The organism is Niallia sp. MER 6 (assembly GCF_023714395.1).
GTDB lineage: Bacteria > Bacillota > Bacilli > Bacillales > Cytobacillaceae > Niallia.
This window is the reverse complement of the sequence record NZ_JAMAUK010000001.1, coordinates 279,440-295,296: the sequence shown is the minus strand read 5'-3', so window position 1 is coordinate 295,296 and position 15,857 is coordinate 279,440. Positions and strand designations below refer to the sequence as shown.

General features: G+C 38.7%; 17 protein-coding genes and 2 riboswitches. Of the genes, 10 read left to right on the top strand and 7 right to left on the bottom strand.

What is annotated here, in order from left to right:
• The first annotated feature begins 20 nt into the window (after positions 1–20).
• Entirely contained in the window at positions 21–368 is a 348-nt protein-coding gene (locus tag M3600_RS01480; RefSeq protein WP_233314668.1) for a hypothetical protein, read from the top strand.
• Positions 369–404: 36 nt separating this feature from the next.
• On the opposite strand, the gene M3600_RS01475 is transcribed toward M3600_RS01480, so the two are convergent.
• From M3600_RS01475 to M3600_RS01450, 6 genes are all read right to left on the bottom strand, one after another.
• Complete coding sequence (locus tag M3600_RS01475; protein WP_251644626.1) at positions 405–1,178, bottom strand: TatD family hydrolase; 774 nt, start codon at positions 1,176–1,178, stop codon at positions 405–407.
• Positions 1,162–1,923 carry an ABC transporter ATP-binding protein gene (locus tag M3600_RS01470; protein WP_233314666.1) on the bottom strand — a complete coding sequence of 254 codons (762 nt, stop codon included), beginning with the start codon at positions 1,921–1,923 and terminating at the stop codon, positions 1,162–1,164. The genes M3600_RS01475 and M3600_RS01470 overlap by 17 nt, the downstream gene beginning before the upstream one ends.
• Complete coding sequence (locus M3600_RS01465) at positions 1,924–2,685, bottom strand: ABC transporter permease (protein WP_251644625.1); 762 nt, start codon at positions 2,683–2,685, stop codon at positions 1,924–1,926.
• A complete protein-coding gene (locus M3600_RS01460; RefSeq protein WP_233314664.1) occupies positions 2,685–2,975 on the bottom strand; it encodes a thiamine-binding protein in 291 nt (96 codons plus the stop codon). Before M3600_RS01460 ends, M3600_RS01465 begins: the two co-directional genes overlap by 1 nt.
• Positions 2,975–3,976: an ABC transporter substrate-binding protein gene (locus M3600_RS01455; RefSeq protein WP_233314663.1), complete on the bottom strand. Its 1,002-nt coding sequence runs from the start codon at positions 3,974–3,976 to the stop codon at positions 2,975–2,977. The genes M3600_RS01460 and M3600_RS01455 overlap by 1 nt, the downstream gene beginning before the upstream one ends.
• A gap of 157 nt (positions 3,977–4,133) precedes the next feature.
• A riboswitch (TPP riboswitch) is annotated at positions 4,134–4,242 on the bottom strand.
• 72 nt (positions 4,243–4,314) lie between these two features.
• Positions 4,315–4,722 carry a YkvA family protein gene (locus M3600_RS01450; protein ID WP_233314662.1) on the bottom strand — a complete coding sequence of 136 codons (408 nt, stop codon included), beginning with the start codon at positions 4,720–4,722 and terminating at the stop codon, positions 4,315–4,317.
• 159 nt (positions 4,723–4,881) lie between these two features.
• Between M3600_RS01450 and M3600_RS01445 the strand changes: the two genes are divergently transcribed.
• From M3600_RS01445 to M3600_RS01410, 8 genes are all read left to right on the top strand, one after another.
• Positions 4,882–5,598 (top strand): NAD-dependent deacylase, encoded by a 717-nt coding sequence (locus tag M3600_RS01445; RefSeq protein ID WP_237942265.1) that lies wholly within the window; start codon positions 4,882–4,884, stop codon positions 5,596–5,598.
• A 114-nt stretch (positions 5,599–5,712) separates the two neighbouring features.
• Positions 5,713–7,296, top strand: coding sequence for a peptide chain release factor 3 (locus M3600_RS01440; RefSeq protein WP_233314661.1), 1,584 nt, complete (start codon positions 5,713–5,715; stop codon positions 7,294–7,296).
• Between the two features lie 542 nt (positions 7,297–7,838).
• Complete coding sequence (locus tag M3600_RS01435) at positions 7,839–8,909, top strand: amino acid ABC transporter substrate-binding protein (protein ID WP_233314660.1); 1,071 nt, start codon at positions 7,839–7,841, stop codon at positions 8,907–8,909.
• 87 nt (positions 8,910–8,996) lie between these two features.
• The gene (locus tag M3600_RS01430) at positions 8,997–10,169 is read left to right on the top strand and encodes an amino acid ABC transporter permease (protein WP_251644624.1); all 1,173 of its coding nucleotides are present in this window, start codon (positions 8,997–8,999) and stop codon (positions 10,167–10,169) included.
• A 9-nt stretch (positions 10,170–10,178) separates the two neighbouring features.
• Complete coding sequence (locus M3600_RS01425; RefSeq protein WP_233314658.1) at positions 10,179–11,381, top strand: amino acid ABC transporter permease; 1,203 nt, start codon at positions 10,179–10,181, stop codon at positions 11,379–11,381.
• A 16-nt stretch (positions 11,382–11,397) separates the two neighbouring features.
• Positions 11,398–12,177 carry an amino acid ABC transporter ATP-binding protein gene (locus M3600_RS01420; protein WP_245399848.1) on the top strand — a complete coding sequence of 260 codons (780 nt, stop codon included), beginning with the start codon at positions 11,398–11,400 and terminating at the stop codon, positions 12,175–12,177.
• 200 nt (positions 12,178–12,377) lie between these two features.
• Positions 12,378–12,830 (top strand): hypothetical protein, encoded by a 453-nt coding sequence (locus M3600_RS01415; RefSeq protein ID WP_311315870.1) that lies wholly within the window; start codon positions 12,378–12,380, stop codon positions 12,828–12,830.
• A gap of 112 nt (positions 12,831–12,942) precedes the next feature.
• Positions 12,943–13,111: riboswitch (yybP-ykoY riboswitch) on the top strand.
• A gap of 54 nt (positions 13,112–13,165) precedes the next feature.
• Positions 13,166–13,933 (top strand): TerC family protein, encoded by a 768-nt coding sequence (locus M3600_RS01410; protein WP_233314656.1) that lies wholly within the window; start codon positions 13,166–13,168, stop codon positions 13,931–13,933.
• Between the two features lie 112 nt (positions 13,934–14,045).
• On the opposite strand, the gene M3600_RS01405 is transcribed toward M3600_RS01410, so the two are convergent.
• The gene (locus M3600_RS01405) at positions 14,046–14,240 is read right to left on the bottom strand and encodes an alpha/beta-type small acid-soluble spore protein (RefSeq protein ID WP_233314655.1); all 195 of its coding nucleotides are present in this window, start codon (positions 14,238–14,240) and stop codon (positions 14,046–14,048) included.
• Positions 14,241–14,441: 201 nt separating this feature from the next.
• Between M3600_RS01405 and M3600_RS01400 the strand changes: the two genes are divergently transcribed.
• On the top strand, positions 14,442–15,797 hold the full coding sequence (locus M3600_RS01400) for a TrkH family potassium uptake protein (protein WP_237942267.1): 1,356 nt from the start codon (positions 14,442–14,444) through the stop codon (positions 15,795–15,797).
• Positions 15,798–15,857 lie beyond the last annotated feature (60 nt).

Genomic DNA, 15,857 nt, shown 5'->3' with positions numbered 1-15,857 from the left:
GAGATAAAGAGATGAATCTTTTGGATAAAGAAAAAATCGTCGAAAAACTGTTTGTTAAGTTTTATGAACAGTATCCTGATTTAGTAAGGTTTGGAGAAAATGGGAGAAAACGAACAAGAGAGGATATAAACTATCATTTTCAGTATATGGAAACGGCCTTTTCTCTTCAAAATAAGCAGATATTCCATGATTATATCATCTGGTTAAGTGAGGTCCTTGAGACAAGAGGAGTAGGTAAGCATTTACTTTATATAAACTTGGAGTGGATTGCTAGTGAGCTTCGCGAATTAGAACAGACAGATGAAATAATCTTTTATCTGGAAATCTTGGCTGAAGGGATGGTAATCATTAAAGCAGGCAGTCAATAATGAAGGAAAACTCCAGCAGATTTGCTGGAGTTTTCCTTATTCGATATTAAAATAGAAAGCTTTCGTATTAGCCAATAGTTGATTATATATTTGTTTTGCTGGCATATTCTTTAGTTTTGATAGTTTCTCCATTGTGTGATGAATCATGGCAGGCATTGTTTTATGGTTATGAAAAGGGCCTTCAAAGGGCCATGGTCCATCGGTTTCTGCCATGATCTTTTGCAGAGGATATTGTGCCGCAATACGTTGGATTTCCTCTTCATAAACAATATCAGGTGTAAAGGAGATATAGCACCCGTTTGTCTTCATCCGCTCTAATGTAGTTTCGCTTCCTTTGAACCAATGAAAGTGGGCTTCCATATAGCTGTGTTTTTCTAATAATTCCAAAGCAAGCGGTGCTTCATCATAAATGCAGTGCAAAATGATTGGTTTCTTCACTTCCTTGGCGAGCAGGATAAATTGCTCAAGTACTTCAAGATACGGCTCAAGAGGATAACTTTGTGGGTCTTTTTGTCTTTCATAATGAGGAAGACCAACTTCGCCTATTGCAATCATATCTTGCTGATGCAGCCTAATCCATTCAAATAAGTCTGCGAAGTCTCTATCCTTTAGGAGCGGCTGTTCTGGATGAAAGCCGAATGCCGGGTGAACGAAAGAGAAATTTTTGCTTAATTGCCGATTGCGGATGGAGGAAGCTTTGTCCATTGATACAGCAATAAGAGCAGCTATCGATTCATCTCTTTGGATATTGGCAATTTCCTCCTCGGAATATTGGTCAAGATGAATATGAGCATCAATTATTCTGTTCAATCTGCTTTACCTCCGAAGGTTTAAGTTTATAATAGATATCTTTCTTCCATTCTAAGAATTCCTGATTGAGCCAAAGATCGTCTGCTCTCGGCCGAGGAAACGGCACCGTTGCTTCCATAAGCTTATCGTTTGGATTAGAAGGAAGGATATAAATTCTATCCGACAGATACAAGGCTTCATCAATATTATGAGTAATAAAGAGAACCGTTCTTTTATCCATACTCCATAACGATAAGAGCCATTTCTGCATTTCCAATCTCGTCAGCTCATCAAGGGCGCCGAACGGTTCATCCAAAAGAAGCAGTGGCATCGGACTCATTAAGGCTCGAACAAAGGAAACACGTTGTTTCATCCCTCCTGATAGTTCAGCAGGAGTGGCATTAGCATAGGAGGATAAGCCTGCTTTTTTGAGCATATCTAGTGCAAGCGCCTTATCCTTTTTGCCGTTAATTTCTTGGGTAATCAATACATTTTCCAATACAGTCCGCCAAGGAAATAAGGAGGGTGCTTGAGGCATATAGCTGATATGGCCTTTTTGTCCAGTAATATCCTTGCCGTTTTGCATGATGTTTCCTGCATCAGGCTTTAGCATCCCGCCGATGAGATGGAAGACGGTGCTTTTACCACTCCCCGATGGTCCTAATATAGAAACGAATTCTCCTTCTTGAACCGTCATATTTAAATCTCGTAGAACAGGTTTTTTTTCAAATGACATGCTTATATTTTTTAATTCCAGTTTGCCCATTTACTTCTCCTCCTTGCTTTGGCCGCGGATGCACCATTTCTCAAGCAGTTTAATGACAATGAAAAAGAGCAAGCTTAATGCCATAATAGCAAAAATCGCCACAAATACACGGTCTGTGCGGAATGATTTGGATGCCATAGTCATATATACTCCAATTCCTTCTTTCGAACCAAGCCATTCAGAGATAACGGCACCCATAACACTATAGGTAGCTGATATTTTTAATCCAGAAAAAATCGACGGCAGGGCATAAGGCCACTCCAGCTTCCAAAACATTTGCCGTTTTGTGCTGCCTGACATTTGCATAAAGTGTTTAAGCTCTGGAGATGTTTGTCTGAATCCGTCAAGACAGGCTACTGTAATCGGAAAAAAGCATACGAGTGTAATAACAATTAGCTTCGGCATAATACCAAAACCAAACCATACTACAAGCAGTGGTGCAAGCACGATAGTTGGAATGTTTTGAGACAGAATCAGCAGAGGATACACAGCTTCCCGGAAAAAAGCCACCCGATGCAATGTGACAGCAATCAGTAGTCCGACTGCACTACCAATCAAAAACCCGATAACAGACAGCTTTGTAGTGGCAATCAAGTGAACGAAAAAAGTATCCCAGCTTGCATTCGCTTCCGTGAGTATCGCCGAAGGAGAGGGAAGCAACCAGTTCTCGATATGAAAAAACCTTACAGCAGCTTCCCAAAGTCCAAATAAAAGAAGGAGAACCAGTAACGGTCTCCAAAATGTTAATAAAAATTTATTCATTAGCGATATTTCCCCGTTAAGTCTTCCATTGTAATTCCGTCAGGCTGATAAAGAACTTTAATTTGGGTAATAACATTGCTCGATCCAATGTCTGTCATCTTTTTGTTCATGGAGCTGATAATTTGAAACAGCTCATCCATGTCACCTTCCATCGTTGTTTCTAACGGATGGACTTCATATTTAACACCAGAATCTTGAATAATTTTAATTGCCTCATCCACATAGGGAATTACATTTTCCCCGTTTTTTGTTTTTGGAATGATTTGTACACTAATTAAAGCATTTGCCATTATTCGTCTCCTCCTTCAGGCAGAAATTCGTTTGTAAATGCTTTGTCTGCATCAAGCTGCTTTTCTAACAGCTTATTGTCATACATCCAATCAGCATAGTTCTTCCAAACAGACAGCTTTTGTTCCCCCCAGCGAGGTGCGTCATCTTGGTATTTAGATGCCAGCCACTCTTGGCTTTTTTTCACTAGCTCCTCATCTAAATCTGGTGCATGCTTTAACAGGATGGAAGCTGCATCGTCCGGGTTATCTATTGTGTATTCATAGCCCTTTGTTGCTGCTTTCAGGAAAGCTTTGACGGTTTCTGGATTATCTGCAATCATACTTTCGTTTGTGGAAAGTACAGGTGTGTAATAATCAAGCTTATCACTGTAATCAGTTAAGTAAATCATATTAATCTTTTCGCCGCGAAGCTCTGCCTCCACTCCGGTCCAGCCGTAATAAATCCAGGCGAAATCAATGTTTTGCTTCATTGCCGTGAAATAGTCAGCATCTCCGATATTAACAATATCAACATCTTTAACATCCGTATTTTCCTGCTTCATCAGGGAAGAGATGACAGAAGCTTCGACTTCTGAACCCCAGCCTCCATATGTTTTACCTGCAAAATCCTTAGGTGATTTGATGTTATTTTCTGCAGGTGAAGCAAATCCGGATGTATTATGCTGAATGATTGCTGCGATTGATACGAGTGGCACACCTTGAACTCTTGCTTGTGTAATTCCTTCTTGATAGCTAACGCCAAAGTCTGCTTTTCCGGATGCGACTAAGGAATCAGCACCAGCTTCACCAGGTGTGATGATATCAACATCAAGTCCTTCCTCTGCGAAATAACCTTTTTCCTCTGCTGCATAAAGTCCTGTATGATTAGTGTTTGGTGTCCAATCCAGAACAACAGTGATTTTTTGCTTTTTGTCTTCCCCTTGCTCCTTGCTGTTTTCTGATGTGTTGCTGCAGCTTGCTAAAAGCAGGACTGCGGCAAAAGCCATTAAAGCTTTTTTCATAATGCTTCCTCCTGTAGTAAGAAAAAAAGTTAGGAACCTGTAACGAAGTAGGAGAGTTGCTGCACTATAACTTTAAGTTAAAAGTGAGCCGGCAACTGTTATAAAAACGAAAAAAAAGTTCAAGTTACATGAACCTGAACGCTTTAAATACAAAGGTATGTAAAGAATGTCCGTTTCCTACGCTGGCATTAACCAGATCAGGTTCAAAGGGTTTTTATCTTTCGGATAACTCTCAACCAGCAACACTGGTTCCCCTAGTAATTCTTTTTTTCTCATTCTGTTTTCCTGCTTATTATAGCAGATATATAAGACTTGTCCTATATCTTCCATCATATAAATCAAATTTGGCTGTTTTTCTTCCATTTTTCAAAAGCAATCAGCTCCTGATTAACAGCAGAAAGGACGTATTTTAAGACAAGTGCATCGTCGACAATTCCAATGCCAAAGATAAAATCCGGAATAATATCTAATGGAGACAAAAAATATAATAATCCTGCAACAATCAGCACCATTGATTTTTTGTTAATTTGCCGATATGTGCCGTTTTGGTATGCCTTGACTAACGAAAGCAGTAACTGAAGCTTGTCCCAAAGAGACGATAGCCACTTTCTGTTAGAGGTTGCTTTTGGAACAGCCTTTTTTAACAGCTCTGTTAGTCTGGAAGGCTGTTCCACAAGTGCAGCCGCTTTTTTTTCATGTTTTTTATATCCTGTTTCTATTTTATCTTTTTTAAATAACAACATCATCAACTCCGTATAAAGTGTACTGTATAAATAATGTTTGCTTCTTTACCATTCATTAAACATTTCCCTTTATATAGGAGATAAAACTAATAAGGAGAAATTTACTTTCTTTTCGTATGGTTGTTACAATGAAAGTAAAGATTAGAACTGGAGCTGATCATGATGTTGGAAGAATGGATTAAAAATGCAAACCACCTTGTCGTTTTTACCGGTGCAGGTATGTCAACCGAAAGTGGTTTGCCCGATTTTCGGTCTGCAGATAAAGGATTATGGACAAATGAACAAAAATCATATTTATCAAGCACAGATGCACTGAACCATCATTTAGAAGATTTTATCGCCTTTTACAGGGAAAGAGTATTAGGAATTTCTGAATTTAAGCCGAATAAGGGCCATTTTCTGTTGGCAGAGTGGGAGAAAAGAGGTTTGTTAAAAGGGGTTATAACCCAAAATGTAGATGGATTTCATTTTCTTGCAGGAAGTAAAAAGGTGTATGAGCTGCATGGGACTCTGCAAAAGCTCCATTGCCAAACATGTAAAAAAACATATTCGTGCAACGAATATCTGCATGAGGTTTATGTATGTGAATGCGGCGGCACATTGCGTCCATCCATTGTTTTATTTGGAGAAATGCTGCCGGAAAAACCGTTTCTTCTTGCAGAAAAAGCAGCTATTGCATCAGATGTGTTTATCGTGCTAGGCTCTTCACTGAGTGTGTCACCAGCGAATCAAATCCCCTTGCTCGCTAAGCAGACGGGAAGTAAATTAATAATTATTAATAACGAAGAAACAGAGTTTGATTACCTTGCTGATCTCCTAATCCGCGAAGCAATCGGCCAAACGCTTGAATGTGCAGAGGCAAAGCTTAACAGCATATAAAAAAATGCAATCTTTGCAAAAACTAGGGTATGGGGAAGGGATTGCAAACTTTTGTGTATCGAGCTATTATTAAGAGATGAGCATAAATGAAAGTGCAAAAGAGAGGAATAAAACATGTCTAAAACATTTCAAGATGAGGTATTGTCCCGACGTACCTTTGCAATAATATCCCATCCGGATGCCGGTAAAACAACGCTTACGGAAAAATTACTGTTGTTCGGCGGAGCAATTCGCGATGCTGGAACAGTAAAGGGGAAAAAGACCGGGAAATTTGCAACAAGTGACTGGATGGAAATTGAAAAGCAAAGAGGTATTTCCGTAACATCAAGTGTTATGCAGTTTGACTACAACAATGCGAGAGTTAATATTTTGGATACACCAGGACACCAAGATTTCAGTGAGGATACGTATCGAACATTGACTGCCGTTGACAGTGCTGTCATGATTATTGACTCTGCAAAAGGGATCGAGGAACAGACATTAAAGCTGTTCAAGGTTTGTCGTATGAGAGGGATTCCGATTTTTACATTCATCAATAAGCTTGACCGTCAAGGGAAGGCGCCATTAGAGCTTCTTGCGGAGCTAGAGGAAGTAATGGGAATTGAGTCGTACCCGATGAACTGGCCAATTGGTATGGGGAAAGAATTCCTAGGTATTTATGATCGTTACTATAACCGAATTGAGCAGTTTCGTGTAGAGGAAGGCGATAAATATATCTCGTTAAATGAGGATGGGGAAATTGAGGGGGAACATCCGATTAAAAAGGATTCCCTGTATGACCAGACGCTAGAGGAAATCATGCTGCTAAATGAAGCAGGCAATGAATTTTCAGCAGACAGAATTAACAGCGGAGATTTGACACCAGTATTTTTCGGTAGTGCTTTAGCGAACTTCGGCGTACAGACTTTCTTGGAAACTTATTTGGATTTTGCGCCATCGCCGCAGCCAAGAAGCTCTACTGCAGGAAAAATTGATCCGTTGTCAGAAGAATTCTCAGGATTTATCTTTAAGATTCAGGCAAATATGAACCCAGCACACAGGGATAGAATTGCTTTCTTAAGAATTTGTTCAGGTAAGTTCGACAGAGGAATGACTGTCAATTTGCCAAGGACAGGTAAGCAAATTAAACTGGCCCAATCCACTCAGTTTATGGCGGATGACAGAAGCACTGTCAATGAAGCGGTAAGCGGTGATATTATTGGATTGTATGATCCAGGATTTTACCAGATTGGCGATACATTGACAGTAAACAAAAACACCTTCCAATATGAAAAGCTTCCGCAATTTACACCAGAGCTTTTCGTGCGTGTCACAGCTAAAAACGTCATGAAGCAGAAGCATTTCCACAAAGGAATTCAACAGCTTGTTCAAGAAGGAGCAATCCAGCTATATAAAACAGTAAAAACAGAGGATTATCTTCTTGGTGCAGTTGGACAGCTGCAATTTGAGGTGTTCGAGCACCGCATGAGAAATGAATATAATGTAGATGTGCTTATGGAGCATGTTGGTTCTAAAATTGCCAGATGGACAGTGGATGAGGAAGTAAACGAAAACTTATCGAGTGGCAGAAGTCTGTTGGTTGAAGACAGATATGGGAAAAAAGCATTCTTGTTTGAAAATGAATTTGCATTGCGCTGGTTCCAGGATAAAAATCCTGATGTTAAACTTTATAATCCAATGGATTCAGAAGAATCCTAACAAAAAAAACAGGCGATTATCTTAATCGCTTGTTTTTTTTGTATCTAAATGTTAGTTTTCTTAACTTATTATGGGAGTTGTAGCGAGGGTGAACAAATGTTTAAAAGGAATATTTGGTATTTTTTTATATTAGTATAATATCAATGTTGATTGATGGTGTAAGTGTATCCTAAAAAAGAAAGGATTTCTATTAAATTACTTGAAACTATACTATGGTAAATGGATTATTTCGCTTAGCTAAAATTAAGCATAGCAAGGTTTTTTTGTTGTATTTATATAATTTCTAACTGTTTAGATTTTTTAAAAAAGTTAAAACTTTCTAAAAAATAATTGTAATCGACTAAAATTTAGGTATAATAAAACCATGTTGTAACAAATAGTAACAAACCTATGTTATATATATTAACATTTGAAGAGAAGGACAATTTTGGTATGAGTATCATTTTAATTAAGGAAAAAGTCTCGGATAGTAAGGTTAATTATCTGAATATTCTTTTAAGTTAAGATGATATTTTTATAAAAAAAATATAGGGGGAACAAGGATGAAAAAGAATCTATCAGTAATATTCAGCATGCTGTTAGTGCTTATATTAGCATTGGCAGGGTGCTCGGGGAATTCGGAAGAATCCAATACGAATGCAGATGAGAATTCAAAGACGTCAAGCTTGTTAGATACGGTCATTAAGAGGGGAACGCTGAAAGCTGGAGTCAATGACGCCCTTCCTGGATTTGGATACATAGATTCTGATGGGAAAAACACTGGATTTGATGTTGATTTTGCGAGAGCAATTGCAGCAGGTGTCTTAGGAGATGCTAGCAAAATCGAATTCCGTCCATTATCAGCGACGGACCGGTTTACAGCATTACAATCGAAAGAAGTTGATGTGTTAATCCGCAATTCTACTTGGACAACAAACAGAGACGCTGAAGTTGGGTTAAGTTTTGCACCGGTCACCTTCTATGACGGTCAAGGAATTATGGTTCCGAAAGACAGCGGCTGGACTTCTTTAGAAGATTTAGAAGGAAAAACAATCGGTGTTGAAACAGGAACTACAACTGAATTGAATCTTGCGGATCAAATGAAGGCTGCTGGAGTAAGCTATACCCCGCAAACATTTGATAATGCAGATGCAGTCATTGCCGCATACGAATCTGGCTCTATTGATGCGTGGACTACAGATAAATCTGGTCTAGTGTCACGTCAATCAATGCTGCAAGATCCTGATGCACATATCATTTTAGATGCTACTCTTTCGAAAGAGCCTTTAGCACCAGCAGTCCTTGATAATGATGAAAAATGGAAAGATGCTGTAAGCTGGATTGTTTATGCAACAATTCAAGCAGAAGAGTTTGGTATCACTTCTGAAAATGTCGATGAATTCCTGGAGAGTGAAAATCCTGAAATTCAGCGCCTGCTCGGTGTCGGCGGTAATAATTTAGGAGAACAGCTAGGATTATCAAATGATTTTGCGTACCAAGTAATCAAGCAAGTCGGCAACTATGGAGAGATTTATAACAGAAACCTTGGCCCAGACACTGTGTTCAAGCTTGAAAGAGGGCAAAACGCATTATACAGTGATGGCGGACTGTTATATTCTATCCCATTCCGTTAAAAAGATGATGATTTTATAACAGTTTGGAAGGCCTGCTGATATTGCTTTTCTAGCAGGCCTATTCTTTTAGCTAAGGGAGGCATACAAATGGAGAATAAAAGAACTGCAGCAACCCCCCTGTGGAGAAACAAAAAGATGTTACCAATACTTATCCAATTACTATTTGTGGTAATTGTCGGATTTGCTATTGTCTTTATGGTTCGGAATGTTCAATCTGGCTTAGAGCAAATCGGATTGAAGATAGGGTTGGATTTTCTAAATCTGAAAGCTTCTTTTCCGATTGCAGAATCGCTGATTTCCTATACACCTGAGGACCCTTATAGCCGAGCAATTGTTGTTGGCTTGTTAAATACCCTGAAAGTGTCATTTTTTGGAGTAATTATTGCATCTATACTTGGAGTTCTTATGGGAATTGCCCGGCTATCCTCTAACTGGCTTATTCGTAGTCTTGCAACTGTATATGTGGAGGTGTTCCGTAATACACCATTATTAGTGCAAATTTTCATTTGGAACTTTGCAGTATTCTTACCAATGCCAAAAATTGATAACGCAGCGTCAATCGGTTCCTTCTATTTTTCAAATAGAGGTGCAGCTATTCCTTGGTTTACAACCTATGATAATACACTCATATGGATTGGTGTAATTGTCATATTGGCAGCAGTTTCCATTTTCTTGTTTAAAAAATTGACATCGTTAACTATTAATAATGGTAAAAATACACATCCACTCTTAACTGCTATTGGCTTTTTAATTTTCGGCTTTATCATCTCTTATTTCTTATTAGGCAATGGGCCATTTGGTATTTCCGTTCCGGAATTTGATGGCAATGCTTTTGTCGGAGGTACATCCTTATCTATAGGTTTCTTGTCCATGCTTGTCGCCTTGTCCATTTATACATCAACATATATAGCCGAAATTGTACGTGCCGGTATCCTAGGTGTTCCGAAAGGACAGACAGAGGCAGCCAAAGCCCTTGGCTTTAAGAGCCCTACAGCATTAAGATTAATTATTTTTCCGCAAGCAATTCGCATTATCATTCCTCCGTTGACGAGCCAGTACTTAAACTTAATCAAAAACTCAAGCTTAGCGATGGCTGTTGCTTATCAGGATATTGTTGGAATCGGCAATACAATCATTAATCAGACAGGGCATACATTTGAAATCATCCTTATTATGATTGCTGTTTATTTACTGTTCAGCTTAGGGACTTCACTGTTTATGAACTTCTTTAATAAAAAATTCCAGTTGGTTGAAAGGTAGTGATGCAAATTGGATAATGTACAGCTTAATAACAGTGAAAGAAGAGTAGAATCAACTTCGCTCAGCAGGCTAGTAAAAGTACAGCTTTGGCTGAAATCAAATCTCTTTAAGGATTGGAAAAATGCGATACTCACCATAATTGCTGCGATGTTTACGGGTGCGATCATCGTCAAAGTTGTTGGATTTCTAGCAAGCAGTGACTGGAGTGTAGTAAGTGCAAATCTGCGCCTCTTAATGGTTGGTCAATTTCCGATGGAGGAGATTTGGAGACTTTGGGTCGGAGTAATCCTCATCTCGATATTATTTGGGACATCATGGGGATTATGGCGAGGTGTCATTGGGCATGTAGCCATTACCTTGTCAGTTATCATGCTTATTTTTGCGGTTGTCCCTTACACTGAACCTATTACAAAGGCCTATTTAGGTGCCAGCATCGCTGCCATTTATTTATGCTATGCCCTTGGCAGAAATCTTTCTGTTTTAAAAATACCAGTATTAATTCTTTGGATTCTCATTATACCGATAGCAGTTGGAATTATTAACGGATTTGGCATCCTTGAGCCGGTGAGCACGAATGTTTGGGGCGGGTTTTTGCTTACACTCGTGCTCGCATCGGTCGCAATCATTTGCTCCTTTCCAATAGGACTTTTACTTGCTGTCGGCCGAAGAAGCAAGTTGCCTGTCATCAAATATACATGCATTGTTTATATTGAAATCATCCGTGGCATGCCGTTGATTATGGTGCTGTTTATTGGGCAATTGCTGCTCCCGATGTTCCTTGGCGGCGAAATCCAAATGGATAATGTTTTACGAGCAATGATTGCCTTCACACTTTTTAGTGCTGCGTATTTGGCAGAAAATATCAGGGGCGGGTTACAGTCTATTCCCCGCGGCCAGTTCGAAGCAGCTCAAGCATTAGGATTAAATAATTTTAAATTGATGGTTTTTGTCATTTTACCGCAAGCCTTAAAGGCAGTAATCCCCGCAATGGTCGGTCAATTCATTTCTATATTTAAAGATACATCATTAGTTGCCGTTATCGGTTTAGCAGATTTTCTTGGTATGGCCAAAAAAGTCGCAGCAAATCCAGAGTACTTAGGTAAGTACATGGAATTATATGTGTTCATTGCATTAATGTATTTCATATTCTGCTACTTAATGTCACATGTCAGCAAAGCTTTGGAAAAATCACTAGGGGCAGGCAGCCGCTAATAGGGGAGGACTAACAATGGAGAGTGTATTTTCTGTAGAAAAGCTTTCAATACCGGTAGAGCAAAGAGAAGATATCATCAAAGTGAAGGGTTTGAATAAATGGTATGGCGACCATCATGTTTTAAAGGATGTTGATCTGCAAGTAAAGCAAGGAGAGGTGATTGTTATCCTCGGACCTTCTGGCTCTGGCAAGTCTACCTTTATCCGGACAATCAATGCGTTAGAAGAGTTTCAGAAGGGTTCTATTATGGTGGATAATATTGCCTTGACAGATGATTTGAAAAATATTGAAGAAATAAGAAAGGAAACAGGCATGGTTTTTCAGTCCTTTAACCTATTTCCTCATATGACAATATTAAAGAATATTTCTCTGGCACCGATATGGGTGCGGAAATGGAAAAAGAAAAAGGCAGAGCAAATTGCGATAGAGCTTCTCGAAAGAGTAGGTATACCAGAGCAGGCACAAAAATATCCTGGTCAGTTATCCGGCGGGCAGCAGCAGCGTGTGGCTATTGCTAGGGCATTAGCGATGCAGCCAAAGATTATGCTGTTTGATGAACCGACATCAGCACTTGATCCAGAGATGGTAAAAGAGGTCCTTGATGTTATGAAGACACTAGCAGAATCTGGGATGACTATGCTTGTCGTTACACATGAGATGGGTTTTGCTCGTCAGGTGGCTGACAGAATCATTCTTTTTGATAAAGGGGAAATCGTCGAAATGGGCAAACCGGAGGATATTTTCGATAATCCACAGCATGACCGCACAAAACTATTTCTTTCACAAATCCTGTAAAAAGAGCCAAATACGGCTCTTTTTTTTCGGTTATTTTTATCGTTTCAGCTGACAGTTTATTGCTCTTGTAAATTTCTTTTCAGCAACATGAACGGATACTGTATAAAAAATGCAGTTTAGCTAAAAATGAAAAAATGAAAAGGTATATAAGAAGTAGATGGTGATAACCTATGAGGGACCTAAGTAAATTAGAGGCTGTTATGTGGAGCATAGCACTCCCTGGCTTCAGTCAACTATTGATGAAACAGTATTGGAAAGGTACTCTTTTAGTGGTGCTGGAATTTATTATTAATGTGCAAAGTAATTTCAATTATGCAATCATGCAAAGCTTTTTAGGTAATTTTGAATCTTCCATAGAAGCCCTTGATTTTCAATGGATCATGTTTTATCCCTGCTTATATTTGTTCGCAATGTGGGATGCATATAAGTCGACCATGAAAGAACAGGATGAATATGCATTTTTGCCGTTTGTATTTTGTGCTTATTTTGTTACAGTAGGGGTTATGTATTCGACGCGGTTTAAGATATTTGGTATTTTTCCAGGTCCTATATTTACACCGATGCTCTTTTTGATTCCAGGTATTTTAAGCGGTTTTTTAGTGAAGTATGCAATATTGTATTTTAAAGGTCAGTTCAATCCGAATAAAGAATAAACAACGATACTAACTTTCGAAAGTAAAAAATAGTCAGGTCTTGTTTATTTTTTTTCGGTTTTTGATTGTCAAGAAAGAATCTTTCGTATATAATAAGCTTATATCAATCGTATATCTACTCAAAGGGGAGTAGCTTTTAGGATATTTTATCCTAAAACAAAGTCGTCAGTTCGTGGTCTAGTACCATCGGCTTTGTTGGCACTATTAAAAAGTGCTTAGCAAGACCTTTGCCTATTGGCAGAGGTCTTTTTTGCGCTTTTTTGTACATATAAGACAATCCTGTCAATAGGGGGATACCTGTGGGTATACAAAAACTATTGATAGGAGGAGAAAATATGGATTTTGCATTACTGTTAGAGTATGGTTGGGTGCTCCTGATTCTAGTAGGGTTAGAGGGGATACTGGCAGCTGACAATGCGGTTGTTATGGCAGTTATGGTTAAGCATTTACCGCCAGAGCAGCAGAAAAAAGCATTGTTCTATGGTTTGTTCGGTGCATTTATATTCCGTTTCGCGAGTTTGTTCTTAATTTCTGTTCTAGTAGACGTTTGGCAGGTTCAAGCGCTTGGTGCTATTTACTTACTGTATATTTGTATCCACAATTTATATGGAAAGTTCTCACCAAAGGAGAAACAGGAGAAAGAAAAGGAAAGGAAAAAATCTGGCTTCTGGATGACTGTTTTGAAAGTAGAACTTGCTGATATTGCCTTTGCAATTGACTCTATGCTAGCAGCAGTTGCATTAGCAATCACGCTGACACCAACAGGCTGGTTTGATATTGGAGGCATTGACGGAGGACAATTTACAATCATGCTATTAGGTGGAATCATCGGACTAGTTATCATGCGTTTTGCAGCAAACTCGTTCGTAAAACTTCTGCAAACAAGACCTTCCCTGGAGACAGCAGCCTTTTTAATTGTCGGCTGGGTAGGTGTGAAGCTGGCTGTATTTACATTGGCACATCCAGAAGTTGGTCTTCTTGATCAGCATTTTCCTGAGTCGAAAGTTTGGAAATTCTTCTTCTGGTCTGTATTGTTAATCATTGCAGTAGGCGGCTATATTATCTCTGGTCGAAAAGCACAGAAAACGGTGGAAGATAACTAAATGTTAAAAAGGAAATAATGTTTGCTTTAAAACTTTGCAGGTGCCAAAGTGAGCAATCATTATTTCCTTTTTTATTTTTTCTTTGAGCATTGATAATTTTAAGGTATAGTTATTATTGAGTTTTGCCAGACAGCTCTGCTTGAGCTTGCTGAACTAGGCGTTTTGTAATCTCTCCGCCAACAGAACCATTGGATCTGGCAACTGTTTCAGAACCTAAATTAACGCCGAACTCTTGAGCAATTTCATATTTAATGCTATCTAAATATTGTTCAATACCAGGAACTAATAATTTGTTTGAACTAGCCATAATGTCAGGGACCTCCTTGATAAATAAAATACAGAACTTATATACCGTTAACAAAAGGCTATTATGCTGATAATAGGTAAGTTGTTTGGCAATATTAATTTCTGTACTTATAATATGCGGGGTTTTCATTCATTTCATGAGTGGTAATGTTTGTGTAATGGGGAGATAAGAGGAAGAGCAATAGAAGGGATTTGTATGGACATGAAAAGAACGGTAAGGGATTTGCTAAATAAATTTACCCCGGCCCAAATTATTACAGGATATTATTTGCTGGCGGTCAGCGTATCTGTCTTGTTGTTAAGCATACCAGCTGTTCATAAAGAAGGTGTGCATGTTTCCTTTATGGACACTGTTTTTACGGCGATAAGTGCAGTGAGTGTCACTGGTCTGACTGTAATAAATATATCCGATACTTATAGCACATTAGGCATTTTCATATTGATGTTTGTCCTTCAATTCGGCGGAATTGGAGTCATGACTTTAGGAACGTTTTTTTGGATGCTGCTCAGGAAAAAAATCGGTTTAAAGGAGCGGCAGCTGATAATGCTTGACCATAACCAATCACATCTTTCTGGACTGGTCCAGCTTATCAGGGAAATCATCAAGCTGATCTTAATTATAGAGCTTGTTGGGGCAATCGTGCTGACACTGCAGTTTCATCAATACTTCCTATCATGGAAGGATGCAATCATTCATGGACTGTTCGCCTCGATTAGTGCAACAACGAACGGGGGATTCGACTTAACAGGGACCTCCCTAATGCCTTATAAAGATGATTATTTTATTCAGTTGGTACATATTATTCTAATCACCCTTGGTGCGATTGGATTTCCAGTTTTAATTGAAGTGAAGAATTATCTATTCCCGAAGAACCCTGGAAAAGTTTTCCGGTTTTCTCTATTTTCGAAATTGACATCTTTAACATTTGGACTGCTGTTATTTTTTGGTACTCTCAGCATTATTTTGATTGAATCAACAAATTATTTTGCAGGAATGACTTGGCATCAAATCTTTTTTAATGCATTTTTTCACTCGGCTTCAACTAGAAGCGGTGGGCTTGCGACAATGGACTTGAATGACTATTCACTCGGAACACTGGTGATTTTTTGTATTCTGATGTTTATCGGTGCATCCCCAAGCTCTGTCGGTGGGGGAATTCGGACAACTACGTTTGCATTAAACTTAATGTTCATTTATCATTACGCGAACGGCAATCGGCATATTAAAATTTTTAAAAGAGAAATCCATGAAGAGGATATTATTAAATCGATGGTCGTCACAATTTTAGCTTTTGCCTTATGCTTTACCGCAACAGTTATTTTGTGCATCACCGAAAGTGCTCCGCTCATAAAAATATTGTTCGAGGTTTGTTCTGCATTTGGAACAACAGGCTTATCACTTGGTTTAACTCCTGATTTGTCCAATGTAGGCAAATGTGTCATCATGGTACTTATGTTTATTGGAAGAATAGGGCTAACTTCCTTTATCTATATTATTGGAGGAAAAGAGAAAAAGGATAATTTCCATTATCCAAAAGAGAGAATAATCATTGGCTAAGGCGTATTCCGCCTTGGCTTTTTTTATGGTTGGATTGTCATATCATGGTACGGATACGTT